Origin of the sequence: Dehalogenimonas formicexedens, assembly GCF_001953175.1 — a bacterium.
In the GTDB taxonomy this organism is placed as follows: domain Bacteria; phylum Chloroflexota; class Dehalococcoidia; order Dehalococcoidales; family Dehalococcoidaceae; genus Dehalogenimonas; species Dehalogenimonas formicexedens.
In genome coordinates this window covers 192,044-217,975 of record NZ_CP018258.1, presented here as the reverse complement: position 1 = coordinate 217,975, position 25,932 = coordinate 192,044, and the positions used below count along the sequence as shown (strand labels likewise).

At 56.9% G+C, this 25,932-nt stretch carries 28 protein-coding genes; 15 read left to right on the top strand and 13 right to left on the bottom strand.

Annotation, left to right across the window (positions count from 1 at the left end):
* Positions 1–29: 29 nt before the first annotated feature.
* From Dform_RS01195 to Dform_RS01185, 3 genes are read left to right on the top strand one after another with little or no spacing between them, the layout of a single operon-like run.
* Complete coding sequence (locus Dform_RS01195; protein ID WP_225973704.1) at positions 30–848, top strand: PAC2 family protein; 819 nt, start codon at positions 30–32, stop codon at positions 846–848.
* Positions 823–1,845 carry a HEAT repeat domain-containing protein gene (locus Dform_RS01190; protein WP_076003401.1) on the top strand — a complete coding sequence of 341 codons (1,023 nt, stop codon included), beginning with the start codon at positions 823–825 and terminating at the stop codon, positions 1,843–1,845. Before Dform_RS01195 ends, Dform_RS01190 begins: the two co-directional genes overlap by 26 nt.
* Positions 1,835–2,362, top strand: a complete 528-nt coding sequence (locus Dform_RS01185; protein WP_076003400.1) for a GNAT family N-acetyltransferase — start codon at positions 1,835–1,837, stop codon at positions 2,360–2,362. The genes Dform_RS01190 and Dform_RS01185 overlap by 11 nt, the downstream gene beginning before the upstream one ends.
* On the opposite strand, the gene Dform_RS01180 is transcribed toward Dform_RS01185, so the two are convergent.
* Entirely contained in the window at positions 2,359–2,817 is a 459-nt protein-coding gene (locus tag Dform_RS01180; RefSeq protein ID WP_145925486.1) for a MaoC/PaaZ C-terminal domain-containing protein, read from the bottom strand. The genes Dform_RS01185 and Dform_RS01180 overlap by 4 nt on opposite strands.
* Positions 2,784–3,212 (bottom strand): FAS1-like dehydratase domain-containing protein, encoded by a 429-nt coding sequence (locus Dform_RS01175; protein WP_076003398.1) that lies wholly within the window; start codon positions 3,210–3,212, stop codon positions 2,784–2,786. The genes Dform_RS01180 and Dform_RS01175 overlap by 34 nt, the downstream gene beginning before the upstream one ends.
* 232 nt (positions 3,213–3,444) lie before the next feature.
* On the opposite strand from Dform_RS01175, the gene Dform_RS01170 reads away from it, so the two are divergent.
* The 12 genes from Dform_RS01170 to Dform_RS01115 all read left to right on the top strand — a co-directional run bounded on the left by Dform_RS01170 (position 3,445) and on the right by Dform_RS01115 (position 20,017).
* Positions 3,445–5,220 (top strand): PAS domain S-box protein, encoded by a 1,776-nt coding sequence (locus Dform_RS01170; protein ID WP_076003397.1) that lies wholly within the window; start codon positions 3,445–3,447, stop codon positions 5,218–5,220.
* The gene (locus Dform_RS01165; protein ID WP_076003396.1) at positions 5,217–8,858 is read left to right on the top strand and encodes a PAS domain-containing protein; all 3,642 of its coding nucleotides are present in this window, start codon (positions 5,217–5,219) and stop codon (positions 8,856–8,858) included. Before Dform_RS01170 ends, Dform_RS01165 begins: the two co-directional genes overlap by 4 nt.
* A gap of 106 nt (positions 8,859–8,964) precedes the next feature.
* Positions 8,965–9,768 carry a class I SAM-dependent methyltransferase gene (locus Dform_RS01160; protein WP_076003395.1) on the top strand — a complete coding sequence of 268 codons (804 nt, stop codon included), beginning with the start codon at positions 8,965–8,967 and terminating at the stop codon, positions 9,766–9,768.
* Positions 9,769–9,849: 81 nt separating this feature from the next.
* On the top strand, positions 9,850–10,842 hold the full coding sequence (gene mtnA / locus Dform_RS01155; RefSeq protein ID WP_076005019.1) for an S-methyl-5-thioribose-1-phosphate isomerase: 993 nt from the start codon (positions 9,850–9,852) through the stop codon (positions 10,840–10,842).
* Between the two features lie 114 nt (positions 10,843–10,956).
* The gene (gene mtnP / locus Dform_RS01150) at positions 10,957–11,823 is read left to right on the top strand and encodes an S-methyl-5'-thioadenosine phosphorylase (RefSeq protein ID WP_076003394.1); all 867 of its coding nucleotides are present in this window, start codon (positions 10,957–10,959) and stop codon (positions 11,821–11,823) included.
* Positions 11,824–11,888: 65 nt separating this feature from the next.
* Positions 11,889–12,914 (top strand): uroporphyrinogen decarboxylase/cobalamine-independent methonine synthase family protein, encoded by a 1,026-nt coding sequence (locus Dform_RS01145; RefSeq protein ID WP_083635301.1) that lies wholly within the window; start codon positions 11,889–11,891, stop codon positions 12,912–12,914.
* Between the two features lie 43 nt (positions 12,915–12,957).
* The gene (locus Dform_RS01140; RefSeq protein WP_076003393.1) at positions 12,958–13,326 is read left to right on the top strand and encodes a hypothetical protein; all 369 of its coding nucleotides are present in this window, start codon (positions 12,958–12,960) and stop codon (positions 13,324–13,326) included.
* Positions 13,327–13,336: 10 nt separating this feature from the next.
* Positions 13,337–14,896 carry a bifunctional aminoglycoside phosphotransferase/ATP-binding protein gene (locus tag Dform_RS01135; protein ID WP_076003392.1) on the top strand — a complete coding sequence of 520 codons (1,560 nt, stop codon included), beginning with the start codon at positions 13,337–13,339 and terminating at the stop codon, positions 14,894–14,896.
* A gap of 13 nt (positions 14,897–14,909) precedes the next feature.
* Positions 14,910–16,169 carry an adenosylhomocysteinase gene (locus Dform_RS01130; RefSeq protein ID WP_076003391.1) on the top strand — a complete coding sequence of 420 codons (1,260 nt, stop codon included), beginning with the start codon at positions 14,910–14,912 and terminating at the stop codon, positions 16,167–16,169.
* A gap of 9 nt (positions 16,170–16,178) precedes the next feature.
* Positions 16,179–17,390, top strand: coding sequence for a methionine adenosyltransferase (metK, locus tag Dform_RS01125; protein WP_076003390.1), 1,212 nt, complete (start codon positions 16,179–16,181; stop codon positions 17,388–17,390).
* 117 nt (positions 17,391–17,507) lie between these two features.
* Positions 17,508–18,944 (top strand): phosphoglucomutase/phosphomannomutase family protein, encoded by a 1,437-nt coding sequence (locus Dform_RS01120; protein ID WP_076003389.1) that lies wholly within the window; start codon positions 17,508–17,510, stop codon positions 18,942–18,944.
* Between the two features lie 2 nt (positions 18,945–18,946).
* Entirely contained in the window at positions 18,947–20,017 is a 1,071-nt protein-coding gene (locus Dform_RS01115; RefSeq protein ID WP_076003388.1) for a bifunctional phosphoglucose/phosphomannose isomerase, read from the top strand.
* A 122-nt stretch (positions 20,018–20,139) separates the two neighbouring features.
* Here the strand turns inward: Dform_RS01115 and Dform_RS10975 are convergent, their stop codons facing one another.
* The 11 genes from Dform_RS10975 to infA all read right to left on the bottom strand — a co-directional run bounded on the left by Dform_RS10975 (position 20,140) and on the right by infA (position 25,926).
* Positions 20,140–20,694, bottom strand: a complete 555-nt coding sequence (locus tag Dform_RS10975) for a hypothetical protein (RefSeq protein WP_083635300.1) — start codon at positions 20,692–20,694, stop codon at positions 20,140–20,142.
* A gap of 388 nt (positions 20,695–21,082) precedes the next feature.
* A complete protein-coding gene (rpsI, locus tag Dform_RS01105) occupies positions 21,083–21,481 on the bottom strand; it encodes a 30S ribosomal protein S9 (RefSeq protein WP_076003387.1) in 399 nt (132 codons plus the stop codon).
* A gap of 15 nt (positions 21,482–21,496) precedes the next feature.
* Positions 21,497–21,925, bottom strand: a complete 429-nt coding sequence (gene rplM / locus Dform_RS01100; RefSeq protein ID WP_076003386.1) for a 50S ribosomal protein L13 — start codon at positions 21,923–21,925, stop codon at positions 21,497–21,499.
* Positions 21,912–22,682, bottom strand: coding sequence for a tRNA pseudouridine(38-40) synthase TruA (gene truA / locus Dform_RS01095; RefSeq protein WP_076003385.1), 771 nt, complete (start codon positions 22,680–22,682; stop codon positions 21,912–21,914). Before truA ends, rplM begins: the two co-directional genes overlap by 14 nt.
* Before the next feature lie 18 nt (positions 22,683–22,700).
* Positions 22,701–23,054, bottom strand: coding sequence for a 50S ribosomal protein L17 (gene rplQ / locus Dform_RS01090; RefSeq protein WP_076003384.1), 354 nt, complete (start codon positions 23,052–23,054; stop codon positions 22,701–22,703).
* 11 nt (positions 23,055–23,065) lie between these two features.
* Positions 23,066–24,091 carry a DNA-directed RNA polymerase subunit alpha gene (locus tag Dform_RS01085; protein ID WP_076003383.1) on the bottom strand — a complete coding sequence of 342 codons (1,026 nt, stop codon included), beginning with the start codon at positions 24,089–24,091 and terminating at the stop codon, positions 23,066–23,068.
* A gap of 28 nt (positions 24,092–24,119) precedes the next feature.
* A complete protein-coding gene (rpsD, locus tag Dform_RS01080) occupies positions 24,120–24,743 on the bottom strand; it encodes a 30S ribosomal protein S4 (protein WP_076003382.1) in 624 nt (207 codons plus the stop codon).
* Positions 24,744–24,752: 9 nt separating this feature from the next.
* Positions 24,753–25,145, bottom strand: a complete 393-nt coding sequence (gene rpsK, locus Dform_RS01075) for a 30S ribosomal protein S11 (protein ID WP_076003381.1) — start codon at positions 25,143–25,145, stop codon at positions 24,753–24,755.
* Positions 25,146–25,170: 25 nt separating this feature from the next.
* Positions 25,171–25,560, bottom strand: coding sequence for a 30S ribosomal protein S13 (gene rpsM, locus Dform_RS01070; protein ID WP_076003380.1), 390 nt, complete (start codon positions 25,558–25,560; stop codon positions 25,171–25,173).
* Positions 25,561–25,569: 9 nt separating this feature from the next.
* Positions 25,570–25,683 carry a 50S ribosomal protein L36 gene (rpmJ, locus tag Dform_RS01065; RefSeq protein ID WP_076003379.1) on the bottom strand — a complete coding sequence of 38 codons (114 nt, stop codon included), beginning with the start codon at positions 25,681–25,683 and terminating at the stop codon, positions 25,570–25,572.
* Between the two features lie 21 nt (positions 25,684–25,704).
* Positions 25,705–25,926 (bottom strand): translation initiation factor IF-1, encoded by a 222-nt coding sequence (infA, locus tag Dform_RS01060; protein ID WP_058438053.1) that lies wholly within the window; start codon positions 25,924–25,926, stop codon positions 25,705–25,707.
* Positions 25,927–25,932: the final 6 nt, after the last annotated feature.

Here is a 25,932-nt window from a genome sequence, read left to right as displayed (position 1 = left end):
GTAGTATTTTATTATAGAGGACACCTGATTTGAGAAGCCTGGTAAAGATCCACGCCCGCCCCAAGCTCCACGAACCCAACATGATCGCCGCCTGGCCCGGCATCGCCAACGTGGCCATGATCGCCGGCAGCTACCTGGCCCATAAACTCAATCCCAAACCGCTGGCCGAGGTGGTCGCGCCCTACTTCTTCGATCCTATCGGCGTGCTGGTCAGGGACAACGTCGTCGAATCGCCCCAATTCCCGGAGAGCCGCTTCTTCTACTGGAAGAACACCCCGGGCAAGAAGGACCTGATCATCTTCATCGGCGATGATCAGCCGGCCGCCAAGACCTATGAGATGGCCCATACCGTCATCGATGTCGCCGAGCGTTTCGGCGTCAAAAAGCTCTACACCTGCGCCGCAGCGCTGACCCGCATCCACCACTCCGAGCAGCCCAAGGTCTGGGGCGCCGCCACCCGGGAACCGCTCCTTGCCGATCTCAAAGCCCGGGGTTTGGTCATGGGTGGCGACTTGCAGATCTCAGGACTTAACGGCTTGCTTCTGGGTGTCGCCAAAGAGCGGCAGATCGATGCCATTTGTCTCCTCGGCGAAGTCCCGCAGTATGCCTCGCGCTTTCCCAACCCCATCGCCGCGCTGTCGATCGCCGAAACAATGCTCAAGATCCTGGACGTCGAGGTTGACCTCGCCGAACTCCGGGAACAGGCTACCGAAGCCGCCGGCCGCCTCAAGGAAATGGCCGCCGAAGCCATGGGCGACTATATCGACTATTTCACCGAGCCCATTTGGGAACGCGGCGGCAACGAGGAAGAGGAAGAAGAAGATGACAACCAAAATTCACCGAACTGACGGCGAGGAACCGTCTTTCGAGAGCGTGGTCAAAAAGCTCGTTGAAACAGACGAGAAACTGACCAGTTCCGAGATCGCCGCGCTATCCCTGCCCGAGCAGGAAGAAAGGGTGTTTTTCAGGCGTTACTGGCCGGAGGTGCCGGCGGAGCGCAAGGCACACCTGCTGGGACGGATGGTGGAACTGGCCGAAGACGATGCCAATCTGGATTTCTGTCCGCTTTATCGCATCATGCTCGCTGACGAGGCTCCCGCGGTCAGGACAGCCGCCATCCAGGGGCTATGGGAAAACGAAGACCCTTCCCTCATCCGTAAACTCCTGCCCATGATGCAGTCCGATCCGGACCAGGGTGTCCGCGCTGCCGCCGCCGAGGCGCTGGGGCGGTTCTCCATGCTTACCGAGTACGGAAAGCTGAGCCCGGAAACCGCCGAGACCCTTTCCAAGTCGTTGCTTTCCGTGTTCGAGGACCCTGCCGAAAATATCGACGTCAGGCGCCGCGCCCTCGAAGCCGCCGCCTACCTCTCACGTCCCGAGGTCCGTGAAGCCATCACCGACGCCTATGATTCCGATGATCCCGGCCTCCGGGCATCGGCTTTGTTCGCGGCGGGGCGCAACCTCGACCCGTCATGGCTGGAGACCCTCCTCGACGAGACGGTCAGCGAGCTCCCGGAACTCCGTTACGAGGCGGCCGTGGCTCTCGGGGAGTATGAAGACGAGCGGGGCGTGCCTCAACTGATCCGCCTCACTGAAGACGATGACGCCGAGGTCCGGATGGCAGCCATCGCCGCCCTGGGGAAAGTCGGCGGCCGCGACGCCAAGCGGCAACTCGAGGAACTCACCCGCAGCGAAGACGAAGCCGTTCGCGAGATGGCGTCCGAATCGCTGGAAGACCTGTCGGAAACCTCTCGCCTGCTTTCCGGCGAGATCGAGGCTACGCATCACGCCCACGACGAAGCCGGGGAACCGGCAGACTGGGACGAAGAGACCTATGCCGGCTGAACTCCCCCGGGTCAACTTGAGGCCGAAACGCCTTGACGACGCCAGGATGGACTATGACTGGCAGACCGACCCTGAATTTGCCCGCCTCCACGCCAAAGAACCCCTCGATGTTACCTTCATCGAATTCAAGGAAGAGTATGCCCATGTGCTGAAAAACGTCTGGCCGGGGCGCCTTCATTTCGCCATCGAGACGGAGGACGGGGTTTCCATCGGCGATTGCGCCTGCCACAACATCAATCACGGCGGCGCCGTAGCGGAAGTGGGCATCAACATCGCCCGCAAGGACTTCTGGGGTAAAGGATACGGCACCGCGGCCATGAAGCATTTTGTGGAGTATGTGTTCAGTTGCACGGGACTCAAGAAACTGACGCTACGGACGCTTGAAGACAACGTCAGGGCTCAGAAATCATTTGCCAAGGCGGGTTTTCGGTCGCTCGATACCTTTGAAGAAGAAGGACACCGTTTTCTGAGAATGGAAATCAACCGTGAAGACTGGTTGAAAGAGCACCAAAGCTAGGCCATTCTTGGCAATTGCACAACGGCGGTTCCGGACACCGTCTTTTCACCCCGCGGGTTTTCCGCCCAGATTGAAAGAGTCACCAGTCCGTCACCGGTGTCTGATTTCTTGGCGATGGTTCCCTTGAGTAAGAGCTTTTCTCCGGGAAAAGTCATCGCCTTGTAGCTCACGGAGTACTTCCTGAGCACGCCCGCGGTGCCCAGCCAATCGGTCAGCATCTGCATCAGGCAGGCAGATACCAGTTGGCCGTGGACGACGATCCCGGGCAGGCCTTTCGCCGCAGCGGCATCCCGGTCGTAGTGGATGGGATTATAGTCGCCGGAAGCCCCGGCGTACATCACCAATTGCCTCGGAGTAGGGAATTTCTCCAGTGTCGGGATTTCAGCACCCATGGGAACGTCTTCAAAGAACGGGGTGTTGCTCATTTTGAGGTCACAATCGCCGTCTGGCGGCACGTTGCCACCGGCTCATCGAGCTGGTTGGTGTATGAAGCATCGACGTTAACGAAAACGGTAGTCTTGCCGCCCGAAATCCGTTCCCTGGCCGAGGCGATCTTTGATTTCATGCTGATCGTATCGCCGAGGGAGACGTTCCGGAAGAATTCGACCTCGGTGGCGCCATGCAACACGGCGATATCTTCCGACGATGCCAGCAATTCGTAAACCCGGTCGAATCCGAGAGCCGGAATCAACGATGGGGGAGCTTCGGTTTGCCATCTCGGAGAACCGTCACCGACAGCGGCGGCGAAGCGGGATATGAGTGTTTTATCGATCTCAAATACAAGCGGCGGCAATTCGTAGCCGGCTTTATTCTTAAGTTCGAGAATCGGAATGCGTTCCATGGCGGCCATAGATTAGCGGAACCTCCGAATGCCTGTCAAAACTTGTTAGGCACGGAAAATCCAAACGGTGATGAACGCTCAAAGTCATGTATGATTATGTTCAGAGAAAGATATGTTATCATGGATTATCATCTCGGGTGCCGCCTTCCGCGATGGAGTAGTATCATTTCGAACTTATAAATATGTGCTCATTCTTTTCTGAGACTGACACGGTATTTGCTTTAAGTTGTTGGATACTCACATGAAGATCCGCACCCAGTTTTTACTCTCCCTGGTGTTTTTCAGCGCATTGGTCGTTATCGTGGGGGTTTCGTTCTTCTTTGCCGAGGCGGAACTCAACAAAACGAGCCGGCAGGAAAAGATTGCCAACGACGTAGCCCAGGGCGCGTCCGAACTTGGCTACCTGGCCGATGATTACATTTTAAACCGCGAAGCGCCGCAGAAAGCCCGATGGGAAACCCGGTTCAACCAGATAACCGCCGGTCTCGACCAGATCGACACTTCGGATTCCTCTGCGGCCAGCCTGGTCCAGGACATTAGAACCAATATGAAATCTTTGAACTCGGTTTTTGGGGATATTAGCGCAACCATTGAATCTTTGCCTCAAAACGATCCGTCCACGGGTTTGTCCTTCGTACAAATAGCCTGGAGCAGGCTCCAGGTGCCGACCCAGGCGATCATTTTTGATGCTGCAAGGCTCCCCAACGGCTTTGAGGACCGGTCTCACGTCATCCAGGACCGCGAACTTTTCCTGGTCATGGGGATCCTGGGACTGGTAGCCGTATATTTCGTGTCCAATTATTTCCTCGTGAACCGGCGTACCCTGTATTCGATCGCACAGTTGCAGGCCGGCGCCAGGTTCGTGGGAGCCGGTAACCTCGACTACGTCATGCCAGTGAAATTCGATGATGAGATCGGTGACCTGACACGTTCCTTCAACAAAATGACAGCCAGCCTGAGGACGATCACGGCATCAAGATCAGATCTTGAAAAAGAGATGGTAAAAAGAGCCTCGGCCGAAGAAGAACTCCGAACCGCCAACGATGAACTGCAGGAAAACGCTCAAAAGCTTGAAGAGGAAATACACGACCGGAAAAAAGCTGAAATTGCGTTGAAGGAATCCGAAGCCAAAGCACAGGCTTTGATAAAGTACGCCCCGACAGGGATTTACGAAATTGATTTTAACGGTCCCAGGTTCATCAGCGTCAATGAAGCCATGTCCGAGGTCTCTGGCTACACTAAGGAAGAATTGTTCGACATCGGGCCGATGGGGCTCCTCGATGAAGCCAGCCGGCTGAAATTTGGTGATCGAATCAGGCGTCAGGCCGCCGGAGAATCCCTGGAAACGAATGTGTCTTATCGCTTCAGGCGAAAAGACGGCACTTTCGCTGAAGTAGAACTCGATGTAGCTTTCTCCAAGGAAAAACCGGGAACGGCGCTGGTTATCGGCCATGATGTTTCGGAACGAAAGAAAGCAGAAACGGAACTCAGAGCTTCCGAGGAACGCTTCCGCAACCTGTTTGAAAAGGCCCCCTACGCCGTGGCGCTGTCCTCTATACCGGAGGGCATTTACGAGGACGTCAACGAAGCTTTCTGCAATATGACCGGTTTCAGCCGTGACGAGATCATCGGTAAAAACAGTGCCCAGCTCAATATTTTCCGCGACGCCGAGAGCCGCAACCGTATCGTAGCTGAACTCCAGGCCAGGGGATCGGTGCATTTCGCAGAGTCCACCATTTTCACCAAATCAGGCGAGCAATGCATCGTATCCACGAGCGTAGAAAAAGTCACTTTCAAGGGCAAGGACTACTGGTTGAACATGACGATCGACGTTACCGAACGTAAAAAAGCTGAGGAATCTCTGCGCGAAAGCTACGCCGACCTGGAGAGGATCAATCGAGCCGCTGTCGGCCGCGAACTCAAGATGGTCGATCTCAAAAAGGAGATCAACCGGTATTACGTTGCCACCGGTCAGCCGCCGAAGTACACGCTCGATCCCGAAGGGAATGAAAAATGAGCACAGGTATTGATTTCCAAACGTTATTCAATACCGCGCCGGGCCGGTTTTTGGTGCTGGCGCCGGATGACCCCAAGTTCACGATCCTGGCGGTCACTGATAAATTCCTGGCAGCCACCCAGGCTAAACGTGAAGAAATCGTTGGCAAAGGCTTCTTCGAGGTTTTCCCCAGTGGTCCGGGTAATAATTTAACGGCATCTTTTCAGAGGGTAATCGGCCTCCGGTTACTGGATTCACTCGGAATTACCGAACATGTCCTGACGGACGGTAAAGGTCAGCTTGAAAACCGTTACTGGGACACAACCAATTCCCCGATTATCGGGGCTGACGGAGAAGTTGCCGCCATCATGCACCGGGTGGAGGACGTTACCAAATGGGAAATCCAGCGCCGCAAGCTGGCGGAACAGGAATCTGCCACCGTCGCGCTGAAAGATGCCCGGCGCGCCGCGCTCAACCTGATGGAAGACGCCATTGATGCCCGCCGGCAGGCTGAAGAACTCAATGTAAAGTTAACTAAAGAGATACAGGAACACCAGGCGGCTGAATCGGAAATAATCGCACTGTCCCGTTTCCCCATGGAAAACCCCAACCCGGTAATGCGGGTCACTGCGGACGGGATACTCGAGTATGCCAATTCAGCCAGTTCATATATCTTGAGTTATTGGGGAGTATCGAGGGGAGAGCCCCTATCCGGTGAAATCAGTGCAATTATTGCGGAAACCCTGGGAGCCGGAACGCATAAACAAATTGAATTTGAGTGCGGCGGCCACGTCTATGACTTCGTCCTTGCCCCGATGGTGGAAGAAGGCTATGTCAACCTCTACGCGCGCGAAATTACAGAACGCAAACGAGCAGAGGCCAGGATCAGGCGCCTCACCGAAATTCACTCCATCTTGAGCAAGGTCAACGAAACGATCGTGCGGACCTCCGACAAGCAAGTTTTGTTCGATGAAGTCTGCCGTATCGTCAACGAGGATGGTCATTACCCGCTGGTTTGGATCGGCGCGGTGATTGAAGAAAAAATAATCCCGGTGTCGTTATCAGGATCAGCGAGAGAATATCTGAATGATATACGTGTCGAGGTTCACGGTGCGCTGGGCAAAGGACCGACCGGGACCTCAATCCGGGAAAACCACCCGGTGGTCAATGTCAATTTCGATTCCAACCCGGCGATGTCGTTGTGGCGTGCTAAAGCCCAAAAATACGGCTTGCGCTCCTCGGCCGCGTTCCCGCTGCGCCTCGACGGCAATCCAATCGCTGTGCTGACGGTTTACGCCTCCGAACCCGATGCCTTCGATCCCGAAGCAACCGAGCTTTTCGAATCGCTGTCGGCAGACCTGTCATATGCTTTGGACACTATTTCGGCGGCGTCAGTTCGAATCAGAGCCGAAGAAGCACTGAGGAAAAATCAAGACGTTTTCGTTAATCTCATAGACGGCGCACCCTTTGGCGTCTATGTCGTTGATTCCCAATTCCATATCGCCCAAATGAACCAGAGCGCTCAAAATAGGGCCTTTAAAAACGTCCGCCCCGTAATTGGACACGATTTCAACGACGCAATGCGGACACTTTGGCCAGAACGGGTCGCCGCGGAAATAATCAGCCATTTCCGTAATACTCTTGAAACCGGTGAAACATACTTTGCACCCCGTTTCTCTCAAATGCGCAACGATGTCGAAGTCGTAGAATCCTATGAATGGGAGCTGCACCGCATCTCCCTAGCCGACGGCCAATACGGGGTGATCTGTTATTACTTCGATTCCACAGAATTCCGACAGGTACAGGATATCCTGAGACAGAGCGAGGAGAAATACCGAGGTCTTTTCCGGAGCATGTCTGAAGGTTTTGCACTCCATGAAATCATCCTTGATCCCACCGGCAAGCCCTCCGATTACCGTTTCCTTGAGGTCAATGAAGCTTTTGCCCGCTTAACCGGTTTAACCCCATCGCAAATCATGGGACGAACCATACGTGAGGTTATGCCGGATATCGAAGATTTCTGGATAGACACGTATGGCAAAGTGGCTTTGACCGGTCAACCGGCCCGTTTTGAAAATTTTTCAGGTCCACTGGGAAAATGGTACGAGGTCTATGCGTATTCTCCTGAACTGAACCATTTTGCCGTAATCTTCAGCGATTTCACCCAGCGTAAGCAATCAGAACAAGCATTGCAACAAAGTGAAATCCGTTACCGCAATCTAGTCGAACAGACAGTAGATGGTATTTTCGTCGCTGATGCCCAGGGGCATTACATCGACGTCAATACCGCAGGCGCCGCCATGTTCGGTTACAGTCCTGAAGAACTCTGCAGTCTGACTCTGGTAGACTTACTTGCGCCTGACGAAGTTCAGCGCCTTCCTTACCAATTATCTTCGCTTGCCGGCGGATCGATATTGAGAAACGAATGGCGGTTCCGCCGTAAGGATGGAACAACATTCACCGGAGAACTCGTAGGACGACAGTTACCCGACGGCCGCCTTCAAGGAATCCTGCGCGATACGACGGAACGAAGAGCAGCAGAAGAGCAGTTGCTCCAGAGCCAGGCTCGCGAACGCCGACGGGCGGAAGAACTGGCAACCATGATCGACGTTGTACCGCTTCCAATCATCATTGTTCATGATCGGGAAGCAAAGCATATGACCGGCAACCGGACCGCCAATGAATTATTGAACGTGCCGCGGGAAAGCGAGATCTCCCTTTCTGCCCCTGAAAAGACGAAACCCCGGCACTATAAAGCGCTTAAAGACGGAAGAGAGTTGGGGTTGGACGAACTTCCAGCGCAACGCGCCGCACGGGGTGAAACCGTCCGGGATTTCGAATTTACCCTGGCTTTCAACGACGGAACTGAGCTGCAACTGCTGGGATATGGCAGCCCGATTTTCGACGAACACGGCAATCCGAGAGGAGCCATTCATGCGCTGGTGGATATTACCGAACACAAAAAGGCAGAAAGGATCAAGGATGAGTTCATAGGTATGATTTCCCATGAACTCAAGACGCCGATCACAGTGGTTATAGGCGCCTTGTCCACCGCCACGATGCCGGGAATTTCGGAAAAAGTGAAGGCAGACCTGTACCTTGACGCGGTAAACCACGCCGATATACTGGCGAGCATCGTGGACAACCTGTTGGAGCTTTCGCGCCACCAGAACCGCCGGTTGGAACTTCGTAAAAAGCTGATCGATGCCGGCGATGTCGCCTGTAAGGTGACAGTATCGTTAAAAAGAAAGTCCGACCTGCATGTCCTGAAGTGCGATTTTCCCGAGAGGCTGCCCAAAATCCAGGCGGACACTCTCCGGCTCGAGCGTATCATCAACAACCTGGTGGAAAACGCCATCAAATACTCCCCTGCAGGAGGGGAGGTCAGGGTCTTTGCTGATATCCAGGACAATTTCCTCCGCATCGGTGTATCCGATCAAGGCATCGGTATCTCGGAGGAGAACATGAACCGGTTATTCCAGCCCTTTCAGAGGCTAGGCTTCGAGGTTAAAGGCGCTATCCAGGGGACGGGCTTGGGACTTCGGGTGTGCCGTATCCTTACGGAAGCTCACGGTGGCAAGATCTGGGTGGAGTCGGAACTGGGGAAGGGATCCACTTTTTACTTTACGCTACCGCTAAACGAACACACCGGTAAATAGACCCATTCTTCCTGGACTTGTTGAAGGGTGGGCGCAATTTCGTTCGGTGTAGTCCGTTTATGGATTCGACAGCCTCACCACGAACGGACTACAATAACCCGCTGACATGAACAACTCCGAACGTTTCACTAACCGGGTCGCGTATTATGTAAAATACCGGCCGTCGTACCCGGAAGCCTACTTGGGGTACCTGGCGACGGAAGTTGGCTTCAAAGAAAATTCAGTTGTCGCTGACATCGGCGCCGGTACCGGGATCTTGTCGAAACTCCTCGCCCGTAGGGTCAAAAGGGTGTTCGCCGTTGAACCCAACCACCAGATGCGACTGGCCGCCCAGGAGTACTGCAAGGACGCCGGCAATGTCGCCGTGGTCAACGGCTGCGCCGAGGCCACTACCCTCCCCGATGCCAGCGTGGATTTCATCACCGCCGCCCAGGCTTTTCACTGGTTCAAGATCGATGAAGCCCGAAAGGAGTTCAGTCGCATCCTGAGACCGGGTGGCAAGACAGCCCTGGTGTGGAATGTCCGGGACATCAGCACGCCTTTCGGAAAAGAGTACGAGAAAATCGTAAAGCAATTCTGCCTCGACTACATCGGCTCCGGCGGCGGTTCGAGTGAAACACTGGCTTACCGCATGTTCTTCAAAGGCGGCAAGTACGACTACCGTGCCTTCCCCAACGATCGCCGTATCGACCTCGAAACGCTCCTCGGCTATTCCCTTTCGACATCGTACGCTCCGAACAGGGGAGATGAAAACTACAACGATTTCATCCAAAGCCTCAAGGACATATTCGCCAGGTACGCCATAGACGGTACGGTTCTCCTTTCTACCATCACCCAGAGCTACGTCGGCGAGATAGAGCCATCGCCTTCCTCCGGGCAAGCCCCCGACCGGCTTTTCCCTTCCTTCTGATCCGCCAAATAATTCCCCAAATCGTCGTTCCGGTCTGCTATAATTGATCATTACGCGTTCCGGGGGCTGACTTTGAGTTCGATCAAACCCGTGGAGTGGCTTGGCGACCGCCTGATGATCATCGATCAGACGCGGCTGCCGCAACACGAGATCTACCTGGAACTGGCCGACGTGCACCAGGTAGCGGAAGCCATTAAAAGCCTCAAGGTCCGGGGCGCGCCGTCTATAGGGGTGGCGGCGGCCTACGGCATCGCCCTCGGCGCCCAGCAGATCGAAACCCAGGATCTTGAGGAATTCCGAAAGGCGTATAAAAATGTCTCGGCGGAGATAGCGGCCACCCGTCCCACCGCCCGCAACCTGTTCATGGCCGTAGAGCGGATGGACGACATCGTGGGCAGAGCTCCGGACGTCATTTCAGCCAAGGATAGGCTGGCTGCGGAAGCAGAGAAGATCCACGACGCCGAGATCGAGTCCACACGACTGATAGCCCAGAACGGGGCGGCACTGATCAGGGATGGCGACACCATTCTCACCCACTGCAACACCGGCCCGCTGGCCACTACGGGAAGCGGTACCGCCCTTGGAGTTATTATCGAGGCTTTCCGACAGGGTAAGAAGATCGAGGTACTGGCGACGGAAACCCGCCCGCTGTGCCAGGGCGCGCGCCTCACCGCCTGGGAACTCAGGCGCGAACATGTGCCCTTCCGGCTCATTACAGACTCCATGGCGGGGCATTTCATGAAAGGGGCCAGGGTGGACATGGTCGTGGTCGGCGCCGACAGAATTGCCCGAAACGGCGATACCGCCAACAAGATCGGCACTTATTCCATCGCCGTCCTGGCCCATGAGAACGGCATCCCCTTCTACATCGCCGCGCCGTCGACAACCTTCGATCAGCGGATCGCCACGGGCGATGAAATTGTGATCGAGGAACGTTCGCCGGACGAGGTCACCCACCTTTACGGCAAACGGACAGCGCCTGAAGGCATCGAGGTGTGCAACCCGGCGTTCGATGTGACTCCGGCAAACTACATTACAGGATTCATCACTGAGAACGGAATCTTAAAATCCTGAAGCTGAACTGCTAAATTTGGATGTTTTGTTGTCGGGTGAACAAATCGCAGGAGATTGCCACGGTCCCGATTTCGTCGGGACCTCGCAAAGACATAAAAGGAAAGGACTGCTGACATGGCCGATACCGCGAAAGTGGCCGTCATCGGCGGCACCGGGCTCTATAACGTGGAGGGTCTCACCGACATCAAGGAAATTGGCGTCGACACCCCGTACGGCAAGCCCAGCGACACGATTGTCACCGGCACGCTCGAGGGCGTCCGGGTCGCCTTCCTGCCGCGCCACGGCCGCGGCCACCGCATCATGCCCACCGAGATCCCGGTGCGGGCCAACATCTGGGCGTTGAAATCGCTGGGCGTGGAGCACATCATCGCCATCAATTCCGTCGGCAGCTTCAAAAAGTCGGTCGCCCCCGGGCACCTGCTGATCCCCGACCAGCTGATCGACCGCACCAGCCAGCGGGCCAACACCTTCTTCGGAGAGGGGGTCGTCGCCCACATCGGTTTCGCCGAGCCGTTTTGTCAGGAAATGAGAAAACTCCTCTTCCACTGCGCTAAGGAAACCGGGGCGACAGTGCACGAGGGGGGCACTTACGTGGTGATGGAGGGGCCGGCATTCTCCACCCGCGCCGAATCACGGCTGCACAAGAGCTGGGGCGCCGACGTCATAGGTATGACGGCATTACCGGAAGCCAAGCTGGCCCGGGAAGCGGAGATCTGCTACGGCATCATCGCCTGTTCCACCGATTATGACTCCTGGCATGAGGAAGAGACGCCGGTCACCGTGGACATGATAATCGCCACCTTGCGGTCGAACATGGAATTATCCAAGAATATCGTCAAACTGGCCGTATCCCGGCTGCCGGAGCTTAGGAAATGCGCCTGTTCGACCGCGCTGCAGAACGCCATCGTCACCGATCCGAAGTCGATCTCCGCTGACCGGAAGGAACATCTCGAACTGATCATAGGCAAATACATCAAGTAGCGCAGTCTGAGGTGTCGCCACTGACATTTTTATGATTTAATAGTTAAAACGCTTTAGGAGAGCCAGTGCCCAACACCGAATTCAATTTAATGCCGACGATCATCGGCAGCATGCCCCACCGGGATCCGGTAGCCGCCTGCAAGCTTATTTCACGCTATCTGACTGAGCTGCCCGCCTGGCCGCAGTTGCCGATGCGCAGCTCCCGGGAGTTGATGACCGCGCAGTACGCCGAGGGTTTTCCCGGGGTATCGATCACTGAAGAGGGCGTTTCGGCGAGCCACCCCGAAGGCTGGGATCATGAATTGGAAGAACTTTACGGCGCCTATATCACCGGAGACGCGGCTAAATACGCTATCAGCCAAGACGCCGCCGCCGGTTTCTACGCCTTCCAGACGAATCACCCAGAACATCCAATGGGCGTCAAGGGGCAAGTCGAAGGACCTGTCAGCTGGGGCCTCTCGGTCAAAGACGAACTCGACACCCCGGTCGTCTACGATGAGGTGCTGGCGGAAGCCGCCGCCAAGCTGCTTTCTTTGAAAGTGACATGGCAGGAGGCGCTGCTCCGGGAGATATCGCCGCGAACCGTCATGTTCATCGACGAACCGGCGCTCACCAGCTACGGCTCCGCCTACCTGCCGCTCTCGAAGGAGAAGATCCAATCGCTTCTCACCGAAGTGCTGGGTGCGGTCAAGGGCATCAAAGGCGTCCATTGCTGCGGCAATACCGACTGGACGCTGCTGACCGACACTTCGACCGATATCATCAGTTTCGACGCCTACAACTATGCCAACTCGTTGGCACTGTATCCGGCAGAAATCCGGCAATTCGTGCAACGGGGCGGGGCGATAGCGTGGGGCATCATGCCCAATACCATCAAGGGCGTGGAAGAAGAAACGGCATCGAGCCTCAAGGATCGTCTTGAGGAGGCCATCGCCCCGTTCACCCGGGAAGGTTTGGATTTCCGGACTATACTGCGCCAGAGCCTGATCACTCCCAGTTGCGGCATGGCCTACATGAGCGAGGACGCCGCCGAAAAACTGTTTGAAACAATGGTTGAACTCACCGCCAAAATGAGAAGCCGTTACCTTTAGCCAACGACCCAAAAATAGATCTTGAAGGAGGGCAATCTGGATCATGAACAAGAAAAGCCGTGTCGCCCAGATGAAGCACAAGAAGCGCAAGGAAATCTTGAAAGAACGCGCCCGGGCTGCCCTGCCCCCGACCCACGTCCGCACCGGCATGGTTCCCGGCCGGACCAAATATGAAATCGTGGAGACGCCTTCGCCGCTGGTGAAAGCGGCGCTGCCCAAGCCGGCTCCCAAGAAAACCGGTCCGAAACCGACGCTAGCCGAAGCTGCTATGAAAGCCGAAGGGGCGAAGCCCGAGGCTAAACCCACTACAGCCAAACCCAAAGCAGCCGCTAAACCCAAGGCCGAAGCCCCGGCGGAAGAAAAACCTAAAGCCGCCAAACCGGCCGCGGCTAAGAAACCGAAGGCTGAATAACACCAGATTCATGGCCCTGCCCGAAATTATTCAAGCCCTGCTGGATCCGGCACATTACCCGGAAGACGCGCCCGTTGAGGTCAAGCTCATCCAGACGCAAATGTCGTTTGTGCTGCTGACCGGCCGGCATGCCTATAAGGTCAGGAAGCCGGTCAACCTGGGCTACGTGGATTACACCACCCTCGAGAAGCGCAAGCTGTTCAGCGACAAAGAAGTCTCGCTCAACCGCCGCCTGTGTCCCGACGCCTACCTGGGGGTTATTCCGGTCACCAGGCGAAACGGCAAAATCAGGCTCGGAGGCGAGGGCGAGATCATCGATTACGCCGTCAAGATGAAGCAACTGCCGGCTGAAGGGATGCTGGATCTCAGGCTTAAAAGCGGCAATGTCACCACGGAAATGCTTGAATCCGTAGCCAAAACAGTATCCTCCTTCCACGATATGGCCGACACCAATGGTGAGATCGCCCGTTTCGGCGAAATGGACGGCATCAGGCGGAACGTCGAGGAGAATTTCGAGCAGAGCCGGCCGTACATCGGGCGGGCATTGAGCCAAGCGCAATTCGATCGGTTGAAAACCTATTTCGATAAATTTCTGTCGGAGAATGCCGCCGTTTTCAGCAGCCGCGTTGAAGAACGCCACATTCGGGATTGCCACGGCGACCTCCATTCGGCGCATATCTGTTTCCGGGATCACGGCATCTGCATCTTCGACTGCATCGAGTTCAACGACCGCTTCCGTTACGGGGACACCGCCTCAGAAGTGGCTTTCCTGGCGATGGACCTCGACCACTACGGCCGGGCCGATCTGCGGCGGGTTTTCGTAGACGAGTATGCCAGAAATAGCGGCGACCGGGGTTTGCGCGAGGTGCTCCGCTTTTATCAGGCCTACCGGGCTCACATTCGCGCCAAGGTAGCTTGTTTCAAGCTCGATGACCCGTTCGTCCCCGAAGCCGAAAAAGCGGAAGAACTGACCAGGGCCAGGGGCTATTTCGACCTGGAGATGTCTTACATCCGCGCGAAGCCGGTACTCTTTATCATGTCCGGGTATACCGGCTGCGGCAAGTCCGCAGTCGCCAGCGAACTTGCCAGGCACCTCGGCCTGGTCTATATCTCTTCCGATATCACCCGTAAAACCCTGGCCGGACTGCCTCTAGATCAAGCCGCAGGTGATGAGGTCGATGCCGGTCTCTATTCCCGGGAAATGAACGAACAAACCTACCAGTCGATCCTGATGATGGCCGAGGGAGCGCTGAAATCCGGGGACCCGGTTGTCCTCGACGCCACGTTCCTGTCCCTCGAATTGCGTAAAAAAGCGGTTGACATCGCCCTCCGGAAAGGGGCTGATTATGTCATCGTTGAGTGCCGCCTGGATGAATCGGAGTTGGCAAGGCGACTCGAGCAAAGGATGACCGGAAAGTCGGTATCCGACGGCACCTGGCAGGTCTACCTCAGCCAGAAAGCCAAAGCCGAACCAGTCACCGAGATTCCAACGGGGCCGAATCATGTTATAATTGACGCGCTCCTGCCGGTGACGGATAACGTGCGGCAGATCGTCGATAACCTCATCTGAAGAAAGGTCAAAAATGTCAGTTACCTCGGATATCAAAGATCCCTCGCTGGCGGGCCTGGGCAACGAGCGCATCGCCTGGGCAGGCCGGGAGATGCCGGTCCTTGAATTAATCGCCGGGCGGTTTGAAAAAGAGAAGCCGTTCAAGGGCATCCGCATCGCCGCCTGCTTGCACGTCACGTCAGAAACGGCGAATCTGGCCCTTACCCTCAAAGCCGGCGGCGCCGACCTGGTGCTGTGCGGCTCCAACCCCCTATCTACCCAGGATGATGTCGCCGCGGCCTTGGCCGCCGGGGGCATTCCCACCCACGCCATCAAGGGCGAGGATGATAAAACCTATTACAAGCACATCATTTCGGCCATAGATCATAAACCCCAACTCACCGTCGACGACGGCGCCGACCTGGTGACCACCCTCCACACCAAGCGCACCGAACTGCTGAAGGACGTCATCGGCGGCACAGAAGAAACGACCACAGGCGTCATCCGGCTCCGCGCCATGGCCGCCGCCGGGGAACTAAAATATCCGCTCATCGCGGTGAACGACGCCAAGACCAAATATCTGTTCGACAACCGCTACGGCACCGGCCAGAGCACCTTCGACGGCATCACCCGGGCCACCAACATCCTGTGGGCGGGCAAAAAAGTCGTCGTCGCCGGCTACGGCTGGTGCGGCCACGGCGTTGCCATGCGCGCCCGCGGCATGGGCGCCTACGTCATCGTCACCGAGGTGGAGCCTGTCAGGGCTCTTGAAGCGGTCATGGACGGCTTTGCCGTCATGCCGATGCACGAAGCAGCCAAGGTAGGCGATGTCTTCATTACCGTCACCGGCGACAAGCATGTCATCGCCGCCGCCGATTTTGCGGTGATGAAAAACGGCGCTATCCTGGCCAACTCAGGCCACTTCAACGTCGAGATCGATATTCCCGCCCTCGAAGCCGCCGCCAAATCGAAGCGGACGGTCAAGCCGTTCGTAGAGGAATTCGTCATGGCCGACGGGCGCAAGATCTATCTCCTGGGCGAGGGACGCCTGATCAACCTGGCCGCCGCCGAGGGCCACCCGGCCTCGGTTATGGATATGAGCTTCGCCAACCAGGCGCTTGGGTTGGAGTATTTGGTCAAAAACCGCGGGAATCTCTCCCCCGGCGTCTATTCGATGCCCGCCGATATCGACGGCGATGTCGCCGCCCTCAAGCTGAAGAGCCTGGGCGTCAATATCGATGTCTTAACCCCGGAACAGCAAAAATACCTGTCCAGCTGGCAGGAAGGAACTTAGGAGGAAATTATGCTCAGTTGCCAAGATTCCGATAAGTATATGTTCACTTCGGAGTCGGTCACCGAAGGACACCCGGACAAGATCTGCGACCAGATCTCGGATGCGGTGCTCGATGCCATCCTGGCCCACGACCCCTACGGGCGCGTCGCCTGCGAGACCGCCGTAACCAACGGCCTGGTCTTCGTCCTGGGTGAGATCACCACCAAGACCTACGTCGAGATCCCGGAGGTCGTCCGCCGGACGATCAAGGAAATCGGCTACACCAAGCCGGAATATGGTTTCGACGCCCAATCCTGCGGCGTCCTCGTCTCCATCAACAAGCAGTCGCCGGATATTGCTTTCGGCGTCGGGCAGTCAATGGAAGCCAAGGCCGGCTCCACCGATCCGATGGATGCTGTCGGCGCCGGCGACCAGGGCATGATGGTCGGCTACGCCTGCAACGACACCCCGGAACTCATGCCCCTGCCCATCGCCCTGTCCCACCGGTTGTGCCGGCAGCTTGCCACGGTCAGAAAGCAGGGCGTCCTGCCTTATCTTCGCCCCGACGGCAAGAGCCAGGTCACCGTGGAGTACCACCTCGGCAAGCCCAAGAGGATCGAGACGGTGGTCATCGCCGCCCAGCACGACGATGTGCCGCAGTCCAAAATCCATGATGACATCGTCCGGGAAGTCATCAAGCCGATCATCCCGGCTAAACTTTTGGACGATAACACCAACTTTTTTGTCAACACCACCGGGCGGTTCATCATTGGCGGCCCGGCTTCGGACACCGGCTTCACCGGGCGCAAGATCCTGGTGGACACCTACGGCGGCATCGCCCGCCACGGCGGCGGCGCCTTCTCCGGCAAAGACCCCACCAAGGTCGACCGCTCCGCGGCCTACATGGCGCGTTACGTTGCCAAGAACATCGTCGGCGCCGGTATCGCTGATCAGGTGGAAATGCAGGTTTCCTATACCATCGGCCGCGCCCAACCCCTGTCTGTCTCCCTGGAGACTTACGGCACCTGCAGGATATCCCAGGACGAGTTGATGGCGGTGGTCAATAAAACCTTCGACCTGCGGCCGGAGGCGATCATCGAGAACCTCGAACTGCGACGGCCGATCTACCGCCAGACCGCGGCCTACGGGCACTTCGGCCGAACCGATATCGACCTGCCCTGGGAACGCCTGAACAAGGTCGAAGCCCTCAAAGCCGCCCTTGCCGCAAACGCCAAGAAATAGACCCGCAATAGTTGTAGAGAAATTTGTAGGGACACGGCGCGCCGTGTCCCTACTTCTTTATTCGCCCCTCGCCCGCCGCTTTGCTAGAATAGAGTCAACCTGAACGAGAGGAATACCATGATTTCAAACCCGGCCTCTGCCATCAAGTTCGGCACCGACGGCTGGCGCGGCCTCATCGCCCGCGATTTCACTTTCGATAACGTCGCCATCTGCGCCGCCGCTTACGCGCGCTACCTGGTGGAAACAGGCATGAACAAAAAAGGCGTCATCATCGGTTATGATACCCGCTTTTTGTCTGAAGAATTCGCCCGCGAGGCAGCCGCCGTCCTCAACGCCGCCGGCATCAAGGTAACCCTTTCGGTCTGCGCTCTGCCCACCCCGGTTATCAGCTGGAGCGTCCTCAACCGGAAAGCCGGGGGCGGCGTGGTCATCACGGCCTCCCACAACCCTGGCATCTGGAACGGCTTCAAGATCAAATCGGACACCGGTTCTTCGGCTCCAACCGAGATCATCGCCCGCGTCGAGGCGCACCTCAAGGAAATCATCGCCGAAGACTATGTCCCCCCAAGGGTGCATGGCGACGAAGCCGAAAAGAGCGGATTACTGGTTGCGGAAGACCTGGTTCCCGCCTATCTCCGCCACCTGCGGAACCTTGTCGATATCCCATCTCTTCAAACGACCGGGTTCAAGATCGCAATTGATTCGATGCACGGCGCCGGGGCCGGGCTTTTCCGACAGCTGTTGGGTGAGAACTATGACCTTGCCGAAATAAAAGCGGAACGCAATCCGGTTTTCCCGGGCATGCGCCAGCCGGAGCCCATCGATATCAATCTCAACGAACTCGAAGCGAAAGTTGTCGCCGATAAAGCCGATGTCGGGCTGGCCACCGACGGCGATGCCGATCGGATTGGCATTGTCGATGAGAACGGCATATTCCTGACCCAGTTGCAGGTCATGTCGCTCTTGGCTCTGTACCTCTTGGACGTCCGAGGCGAGCGGGGAGCCATCGTCAAGACGATCACCACTTCCTCCATGCTGCCCAAACTGGGCAAACTGTACGATGTGCCGGTTTTCGAGACGCCTGTCGGCTTCAAATACGTCGCCCCGATCATGGAGCGGGAGGACGCTATCCTGGGCGGCGAGGAAAGCGGCGGCTACGGCTTCCGCAACCACGTCCTGGAGCGCGACGCCATCATCGCGGGGCTATATTTCCTGGATTTCATGGCCAAAACCGGCAAGAAACCCTCCGAGCTCTTGAAATGGCTATATAGCAAGGTCGGCGAGCACTACTACCACCGCATCGACGTCGAGTTCGATGCCGCCGACCGCGATGCCATCCTGAGCCGCCTCAAGCAAGCGAACCCAACCACCCTCGAGGGTCAGGAAGTTAAACGGGACACCCTTGACGGCTGGCGTTTCACCCTCTCAGACGGCTCATGGCTGTTGTTCCGCGCCTCCGGCACCGAACCGCTGCTCCGCGTCTACGCCGAGGCTGGCTCGCCCCAAATGGTCGATCGCCTACTTGAAACCGGTAAAAAAATCGCAGGAGTCTAAATATGAACGAAGTCATGCTCGACGACGAGGCCACTTACGCCAAATACGACCCTTCCGGCATGGGCAAGCGTATCCGCGAACTGCCTACGGTTATCCTGGACGCCTGGCAGGCTGCCCTAGCCTTCGAGTTGCCGGACGATTATAAAAGCGTTGACAAGATCCTTATCCTGGGCATGGGCGGCTCCGCTATCGGCGGCGACCTGGTGCGCCGGTTGCTTCTAAACGAGTCGAAAGCCCAGATTACGGTACTTCGCGAGTACAACCTCCCGGCGTGGGTCGATGAACGGACGCTGGTCATCGCCTCAAGCTACTCCGGGGGGACTGAGGAGACTCTCTCAGCCTTCAACCAGGCGCTCAGTACCCCCGCCAAAAAACTGGTTATCACCACCGGCGGCAAGTTGCTGGATATAGCCCGGGACAACGGCGTTCCGGCGTTCGTTTTCAAATATGACGCCCAGCCCCGCGCCGCCATCGCCTGGGGGGTGTTCCCTCTGCTGAATTTCATTACCAGACTTGGTCTGGCGCCGGATAAAGCCGCCGAAGTCGCCGAGGCAGCCCTGGTAACCGAGCAGTTCGCCCGCAAGATTGAGCCCTCTAAAGCCTTGCCGGTAAACCAGGCCAAGGAAATGGCCTACAACTTTTACGGCCGGATTCCGGTTATCTACGGCTCGGACTTAGCCGCTGAGGTCGCCTACCGGTGGCGGACCCAGTTGAACGAAAACTCCAAGCACTGGGCTTTCGCTCAGGCGCTACCGGAACTCAACCATAACGCCGTAGTGGGTTATGAGTTTCCCGCTGATCTTATTTCAAAGATGCAGGTGGTCATGCTGCGCTCCAATCACCAACTCGATCGAAATATCAAACGCTATCAGATAACCGGGGAACTGCTGGCCCGCGCCGGAGCCCGGGTGACCTTCACCGAAGGGCGCGGCATCGCTCCGATAGCCCAAATGATGACATTGATCTTGATGGGAGATTACACCAGCTACTACCTGGCGATGTTGAATCAGGTGGATCCCACTCCCGTCGAAGTGATTAGTTATCTCAAAGGGCGGTTGGCGGAAAGCAACTGATCGACCTTGGAAACACATATAATAAGGATTTTCGGGGAGTAGAAACATCGATTTTTTCGAAGGTGATCCTTGGGATACCGAAACCGAAAACAATCCGAAAAACAGGTAGACTCAAAAGCACGTTAACTTGATAGATCCGATTCAGAATTAATCGAAATTTTCCGGGTGTTATGTTCGATATCAATGATGCATTGGATAAAATCTCCCCATGAATAAATTAACACCGCAACAATTATGGAGACTAATATTCCAAAAATCCCGGTTCCAATTACCCCAAATGCATTTTGCAAACCGGTAGGCTTTCCGAGGACGGTGGAGACGCCTGAAATAGTTAATATTGCGCCTACGCAACCGGTAATTCCAGTGATAACCGCAATTACCTTGATCAACAATGAGAGAAATCTTAGAGCGGCAAATTTTTCACGCACAACGAATCTGCTACGTGGTTGAACATGACTAGACGCAGATTCGTGTTGCAAGCCTGGTTCGTTTTGCCAAGAATTATAGCCTGTTTTTGGTTTTGAAGATTCTGGTGCTGAAGCCTCGTCACCAATCACGGGGCGTTTGTTTAGTCTTCGATTCTGCAGGTATTTATCCAAAGTCCAGAAAACTATTACTACAATAATTATTCCAATTGTTATCGCTAGAATGATGCCAACAATCTGAGCGGTATCCATTTTTCGAATCTACCTCCATTTGAAAGACGATTGTACGCTTTAACATTAGGTGAAACAAGGTATTTTTAAACACCAACACTCAGATATCGTTAGCCTCTTGAAAACCCCTCTAGTCCATAGTAATCTAAATTGAATTTATAATTATCAGGAGGTCGGTTTTAATGGAAAGCAAATGTGCAGAATGCGCCATGCGTAAAAAGGCAGAAGCCAATCCCAAGGCGTTTATGAGCCGGATCTGGAAATGGCACACCACATGGTGTCCTGGCTGGAAAGCCTATCAGAAATCCCTGAAAGAACAGTCAACTTAAGTTATCACACCTCGTGCCAACAAAAAGAACCCGCTCTCCTTTCGGAAAGCGGGTTCTTTGATTTTTCGATAATGTAGCGATTAACGCTTGGTGTACTGAGGCGCCTTGCGGGCCCGTTTGAGGCCGGCTTTCTTGCGTTCCTTGGTCCTGGGGTCGCGGGTCAGCAGGCCGTTCTGGCGCAGCACCGCTTTGTTCTTCTCATCGACGGAGATCAGGGCGCGGGAAACGCCCATGGCGATAGCGTCGCTCTGGCCGGAGATGCCGCCGCCGGAGCACTTGATCATCACGCTGAATTTGCCGGAAGTCTCGGTGACCTCAAACGGCTTCATCACCGTGCGGACGTATTCCGGCCGGTGGAAGATCTCTTCGAACGGCTTGCCGTCGACGACGATGGCGCCCTTGCCCGGCGTCAGCCGGACCTGGGCGACCGCGGACTTGCGGCGGCCGGTACCCTGGAAATAGTTCTTTTTCGTATCCATCTCTTATCCCCTCTATTAGGCTTCGGACTTCGCCGGAGCCTGGCTCAGGTGCGGGTGCTCCGCGCCGGCGTAGATCCGCAGTTTCTTGAACATGGCCGAACCCAGGCGGTTGCGCGGCAGCATGCCGCGGATAGCGTGCTCCAGCGGAAAGGTCGGCTTCTTCTCCAGGGCTTCGTTCAGGCTTTCCTTGCGGAACCCTCCCGGATAGCCGGAGTGGCGATAGTAAAACTTATCGGTGCCCTTCTTGCCGGTGGCAATAATCTTGCCGGCGTTGACAATGATGACGCCGTCGCCGGTATCGATGTGCCGGCTGAAGGTCGGCTTGTGCTTGCCCTGCAGCCAGACCGCCGCCTGGGCCGCCACCTGCCCCAGGACCTTGCCTTCGGCATCGATGACATGCCACTCGCGGGTGATCTCTCCCGCCTTGACGCTAAATGTTTTCATTGTAATCTCCCAAGTCTCTCAGGTAGTTTATCTTCACCAGGCACAGCCCCTTGCCCGGCGCTGCCGGACCGGCCGATCCCGGTTTTTTAACTTCCAGTAATGCCCCGAACTCTTCGGGACTCATCCTGCCCTGCCCCACTTTTATCAGGGCGCCCACTGTGTTCCTGATCTGGTGGGTCAGGAACGAACTGGCCACCATCCGGAAGGTCACTTCCATCCCCTCCCGGCTGACGCCCGCCTCATAAACGGAGCGTACCGTGCTCTTGCCGGTTGAGCCAGCGCTGCCGAAAGCCGCCAGGTCGTGGGTCCCGGCGAGCATCCTCGCCGCCGCGTCCATCGCCTTCTCATCTAGGTGCGGTCCGACCCTGAATCGGAACCGCTCGGATAGGGGCGAGGGCACCGGGCTGTTCCAGATGCGGTAGACATACTCCCGGCTGACCGCTTCCCGGCGGACATCCAGCGAGTCCGGTATCCGGTAGGCCGCCTTCACCGCGATGTCATCGGGAAGAAAGCGATTCAAGCCGCCCATCACCCGCTCCGGCGACAAGTTCGCCGCGCCGCGGAAACAAGCCACCTGACCCTGGGCCGAGACCCCGGTATCGGTACGGCTGGATAGAAGCACCCGGAGCTTTTCCCCAGTCAGCCGCTCTATAGCCGCTTCCAGTTCCGATTGGACCGTAGCCCCCCGGCTCTGGTACTGGGAGCCCAGCAGCCTGGTGCCGTCATATTCAATTATTAAAGCTACTTTGGTTGCCAATTTCCCGATCTGAGAAATCTACTTGACCAGCTCCACCACGGCTTCGGAGGCGCCGTCGCCGATCCTCGGGCCGATCTTGATGACCCGGGTGTAGCCGCCGGCGCGCTCGGCGTAGCGCTTGGCCAGGTCGCCGAAGAGCTTTTCGACGACCTTCTCGTCATAGATGTAAGCCATAGCCTGGCGGCGAGCGTTCAAATCGCCGCGTTTACCCAGGGTGACCATTTTCTCGGCGACACGCCGGATCTCCTTGGCCCTGGGCTCGGTGGTGGTGATCTTCTCATAGCCGAGAAGGTCGGTCACCAGGCCGCGGAACAATGCCTCACGCTGACCTTTATCGCGGTCGAACCGCTTAACAAGATTGCCGTGTCTCATTCTATTTCACCTTACTCCGCAGCCGCCTGAGAGCGCTTGCGCTTGGGTTTCTTTTCTTCTTCTTCCTCAGCCGCGACCGGCTCTTCTTCCGGCGGGCAGGCGTCGCCCGGCTGGTTCAGGCTCAGGCCGAAGACCTGCAGCCGCTCTTCCAGTTCGTTAAGGCTCTTCAGGCCGAAGTTCCGGAGGCCCATCAGTTCGTCGATACCCCTGGTCATGACCTCGCCGACGGTGGTGATACCGGCATGGCGCAGGCAGTTGAGGGAGCGGACGGAAAGATCCAGCTGCTCGATGGGCATGTTAAACTTTTCTTCGGGAATGGCCAGTTTCTCAATCCGTTTTTCGTGGACGATTACCGGCGCCCCGCCGACCGAGGTGAACGGCTGGAACTGCTTGAGCAGGATAGCCGCGGACTCGGACAGCGCCTGGGACGGCGAAATGGTGCCGTCGGTCCAGACATGAAGATGCAGCCGCTCGTAGCCTGTTTCCTGCCCCATGTGGACCGGCTCGGTGGTATAGTTGACCTTCTCCACCGGGCTGAAAATGGCGTCCTGGGGAATGGTGCCGATGGTCGGGTTTTCCTTGGAATCAGCCAGGATATAGCCCCGGCCCAGTTCGACGTCCATCTCCATGTACAGGTGGGCGTCCTTGTCATCCAGGGTCAACAGGTACAGGTCAGGATTGGCCACCTCGAAATCGCTGGACGGCTCGATATCAGCGGCGGTCACCCGCTTTTTGCCTTTGACATCGAGAATAAGCCGCCCCGGCCGGTTGGCCAGGGATTTCAGCCGCAACCCTTTCAGGTTCAGCAGGAAATCCATGGTGTCTTCCTTGGCCTTGGGCAGCGGCGAAAATTCGTGCTGCACGCCTTCGATGCGCACCTGGGTCACCGCGGCGCCCGGCAGTGATGACAGCAATATCCGCCGCAGGGCATTCCCCAGGGTAGTGCCAAAACCTTTATCCAGGGGCTCGGCGACAAAGTGGGCGTAGTCGCTGCGGGCCTCTTTTGTTTCAATTACGGGCTGGGCAATATCTGACACAGCCTACCTCCTTAAAGACAGACCAAAGCTAACGAGAGTAGTATTCGACTGCCGCCCGCGCGTCCAGTTTCTGGTCCAGATCGGCGGTTGTCGGCAGTGACACTACTTTGCAGGTGAGATTCTTGCGGTCCAGGGTCAGCCACTGCGGCACCGACTTGGACTCGATGACTTCCAGGACGCGCTTGTAGTACCCGGTTTTCAAGGACTGTTCTTTGAAAGCGAGGGTGTCCGCTTCCTTGACCAGGTAGGACGGAATATCGACGTTCTTGCCACCGACCATGATGTGGCCGTGCCGCACCAGTTGGCGGGCCTGGGCGCGGGAATCCGCCAGGCCGAGCCGGTAGACAACGTTGTCCAGGCGCCGTTCAAGCAGCAGCATCAGGGTATCGCCGGTGACACCGGGCTGTCGCTCAGCCTCGGCAAAGAAGCGCCGGAATTCGCGCTCCAGCATGCCAAAGGTATAGCGGATTTTCTGCTTCTCCCGGAGCTGGGTGCCGCGGTCCGACATGCGGCGCGGCCGGCTCGGCTGCGGGCCGGGCGGCTTGGGGCGCTTGTCAAAGGTACAGTGCGAAAAGCACTTGTTGCCCTTGAGCATCAGTTTCTCGCCGCTGCGGCGGCATTGTCGGCAGACTGCCAAATAATATCTAGCCATAGTTCTCTCTTATACCCTCCTTCTCTTGGGAGGGCGGCAACCGTTGTGGGGAATAGGCGTCACGTCGCGGATACCGGTGACGATCAGGCCGGAAGCCTGCAGCGAGCGGATAGCCGCCTCGCGCCCGGACCCCGGACCCTTGACAAAGACCTCGATCTGGCGCAGGCCGCTTTCCATGGCCTTCTTGGCGCAGTTCTGGGCGGCCATCTGGGCGGCGTAGGGGGTTCCCTTGCGCGAGCCCTTGAAGCCGGCGTTGCCGGAACTGGTGGTGGCCAGGACGTTGCCCTGCGGATCGGCCAGGGTGACGATCGTATTGTTGAACGTCGCCTGGATGTAGGCCTTGCCTACCGGTATATTACGCTTCTCTTTTTTCTTGACGCCAACCCGTTTCTTGGTTGCCATTTTGCCTCCTAATCAGTGTGGTAGGTTACTTCTTAGCCGCCCCGCGCTTCTGGCCGCGACCGGCGACGGTCTTCCTGGGACCGCGGCGGGTGCGCGCGTTGGTGCGGGTGCGCTGGCCGTGCACCGGGAGTGATCGGCGATGGCGCAGGCCGCGGTAGGAACCGATGTCAATCAGCCGCTTGACATTCAGGTTGATCTCCTTGCGCAGATCGCCCTCGACGCGGAACTCCTTGTCGATGACTTCACGCAGACGGTTGAGTTCCTCTTCGGTCAGGGCGCTGACCTTGGTCGTCGGCTCGATCTTGAGCCGTTCCAGCAGCTTCGCTGACAGAGTCGGTCCGATGCCGTAAAGATACGGCAGGGAATACAGCACCTGCTTGTTCTCTGGGATATCTACACCGGCAATACGTGCCATATTTCCTCCTTAACCCTGGCGCTGCTTGTGCTTGACGTTGGTGCAGATATTCCTGACCACGCCGTTGCGCCGCACGATTTTACATTTTTCGCATCTTGTTTTGACCGATGCTCTGACTTTCACTGTACTAACTCCTTGCTCCGGTTACGACTTGAACCTGTATGTGACCCGCCCCCGGGTCAGGTCATAGGGCGAAAGTTCGACCAAGACCCTGTCGCCCGGCAATATTCTGATGTAATGAACCCTCATTTTACCGGAAATATGGGCCAGGACCTCATGCCCGTTAGCCAGTTCCACCCGGAAGCTGGCGTTGGGCAAGGCCTCCAGCACGGTCCCCTCGACCTCGATAGCGTCTTTCTTTGGCATAATTCC

Bases quoted from the DNA above. Each gene is read 5' to 3' on its own strand.
- Dform_RS01190 (WP_076003401.1), top strand. From the start codon at position 823: ATGACAACCAAAATTCACCGAACTGACGGCGAGGAACCGTCTTTCGAG.
- Dform_RS01185 (WP_076003400.1), top strand. From the start codon at position 1,835: ATGCCGGCTGAACTCCCCCGGGTCAACTTGAGGCCGAAACGCCTTGAC.
- Dform_RS01175 (WP_076003398.1), bottom strand. From the start codon at position 3,212: ATGGCCGCCATGGAACGCATTCCGATTCTCGAACTTAAGAATAAAGCC.
- Dform_RS01170 (WP_076003397.1), top strand. From the start codon at position 3,445: ATGAAGATCCGCACCCAGTTTTTACTCTCCCTGGTGTTTTTCAGCGCA.
- Dform_RS01165 (WP_076003396.1), top strand. From the start codon at position 5,217: ATGAGCACAGGTATTGATTTCCAAACGTTATTCAATACCGCGCCGGGC.
- Dform_RS01160 (WP_076003395.1), top strand. From the start codon at position 8,965: ATGAACAACTCCGAACGTTTCACTAACCGGGTCGCGTATTATGTAAAA.
- mtnP (WP_076003394.1), top strand. From the start codon at position 10,957: ATGGCCGATACCGCGAAAGTGGCCGTCATCGGCGGCACCGGGCTCTAT.
- Dform_RS01140 (WP_076003393.1), top strand. From the start codon at position 12,958: ATGAACAAGAAAAGCCGTGTCGCCCAGATGAAGCACAAGAAGCGCAAG.
- Dform_RS01135 (WP_076003392.1), top strand. From the start codon at position 13,337: ATGGCCCTGCCCGAAATTATTCAAGCCCTGCTGGATCCGGCACATTAC.
- Dform_RS01130 (WP_076003391.1), top strand. From the start codon at position 14,910: ATGTCAGTTACCTCGGATATCAAAGATCCCTCGCTGGCGGGCCTGGGC.
- metK (WP_076003390.1), top strand. From the start codon at position 16,179: ATGCTCAGTTGCCAAGATTCCGATAAGTATATGTTCACTTCGGAGTCG.
- Dform_RS01120 (WP_076003389.1), top strand. From the start codon at position 17,508: ATGATTTCAAACCCGGCCTCTGCCATCAAGTTCGGCACCGACGGCTGG.
- Dform_RS01115 (WP_076003388.1), top strand. From the start codon at position 18,947: ATGAACGAAGTCATGCTCGACGACGAGGCCACTTACGCCAAATACGAC.
- Dform_RS10975 (WP_083635300.1), bottom strand. From the start codon at position 20,694: ATGGATACCGCTCAGATTGTTGGCATCATTCTAGCGATAACAATTGGA.
- rpsI (WP_076003387.1), bottom strand. From the start codon at position 21,481: ATGGATACGAAAAAGAACTATTTCCAGGGTACCGGCCGCCGCAAGTCC.
- rplM (WP_076003386.1), bottom strand. From the start codon at position 21,925: ATGAAAACATTTAGCGTCAAGGCGGGAGAGATCACCCGCGAGTGGCAT.
- rplQ (WP_076003384.1), bottom strand. From the start codon at position 23,054: ATGAGACACGGCAATCTTGTTAAGCGGTTCGACCGCGATAAAGGTCAG.
- rpsD (WP_076003382.1), bottom strand. From the start codon at position 24,743: ATGGCTAGATATTATTTGGCAGTCTGCCGACAATGCCGCCGCAGCGGC.
- rpsK (WP_076003381.1), bottom strand. From the start codon at position 25,145: ATGGCAACCAAGAAACGGGTTGGCGTCAAGAAAAAAGAGAAGCGTAAT.
- rpsM (WP_076003380.1), bottom strand. From the start codon at position 25,560: ATGGCACGTATTGCCGGTGTAGATATCCCAGAGAACAAGCAGGTGCTG.
- infA (WP_058438053.1), bottom strand. From the start codon at position 25,926: ATGCCAAAGAAAGACGCTATCGAGGTCGAGGGGACCGTGCTGGAGGCC.